This window comes from Kribbella sp. NPDC058245 (assembly GCF_042882005.1).
Classification (GTDB): domain Bacteria; phylum Actinomycetota; class Actinomycetes; order Propionibacteriales; family Kribbellaceae; genus Kribbella.
This window is the reverse complement of the sequence record NZ_JBHVWY010000011.1, coordinates 321,183-322,058: the sequence shown is the minus strand read 5'-3', so window position 1 is coordinate 322,058 and position 876 is coordinate 321,183. Positions and strand designations below refer to the sequence as shown.

General features: G+C 58.3%; 1 rRNA gene. It reads right to left on the bottom strand.

The window, feature by feature from the left end:
- Window positions 1–68 (bottom strand): 16S ribosomal RNA (locus ACFVWG_RS26040); the annotation flags it as partial.
- Between the last annotated feature and the right edge of the window lie 808 nt (window positions 69–876).

Here is an 876-nt window from a genome sequence, read left to right as displayed (position 1 = left end):
CGCTCGACTTGCATGTGTTAAGCACGCCGCCAGCGTTCGTCCTGAGCCAGGATCAAACTCTCCGTTGAAAAATATAGACAACCGAAACCCCACAAGTGAGGCACCGGACAGTCAACAACTTTGAACTGACCCTTTGAACATCAGAGACAATCAAACTGACTGAATCCAGAAATTACATTCAAAGGAATCCGTCACCGAACATAGACAACCCACACCCAAATCCGAATGGACCGGGCTAAGAGAATGTCCAATGCCAGTGAACGGGGTTAATGCTTTATTTCGGCATTGACTTTCGGCACGCTGTTGAGTTCTCAAGAATCGGACGCACACCGCAGCCGAACCTTTCGATTCAAGCTTCCGGGGCAACCCGCCAAACATTACTGTTTCGATTCCAGCCGGTCAAATCGGCCGATTTCGTCCCAGTCACCCGTGTCTCAGCGGCCGATCCGAGTCCGTAGACGCGTCTCAGCTACGCTTCCTTAGAGGGTGGTCAGGAGGTCCGGCCGCTTCCGCGTCCTGCACCCGCTCCCAACAAGAAGAACATTACTGTCATTCACCAGACGGATGCAAATCGGGGCCCCCCGACGCTCCGCGAGACAGCGCCGGCCCCAGTTCACGGACGATCACCGCCCCTCAGAGCCTGCCGCACGAGCTCTCCCCAAACCGGTTCGGGGAGAGCTCTCTCCTCCGAAAAGTCCATCTGGGGAGGATCCACCCCCCGAAGCCGTCCTGGATCCTCCCCAAACCAACTCGGCACCGCGGTCATCCTCCCCAAACCGGTTTGGGGAGGGCTGACGCCCCAACCCCGGCCCCAAACCGCGATCACCGCTGGGCCGTCGCATCGAGGGCCTCCCGTGGTGGGTGTTTCGGCCCCCT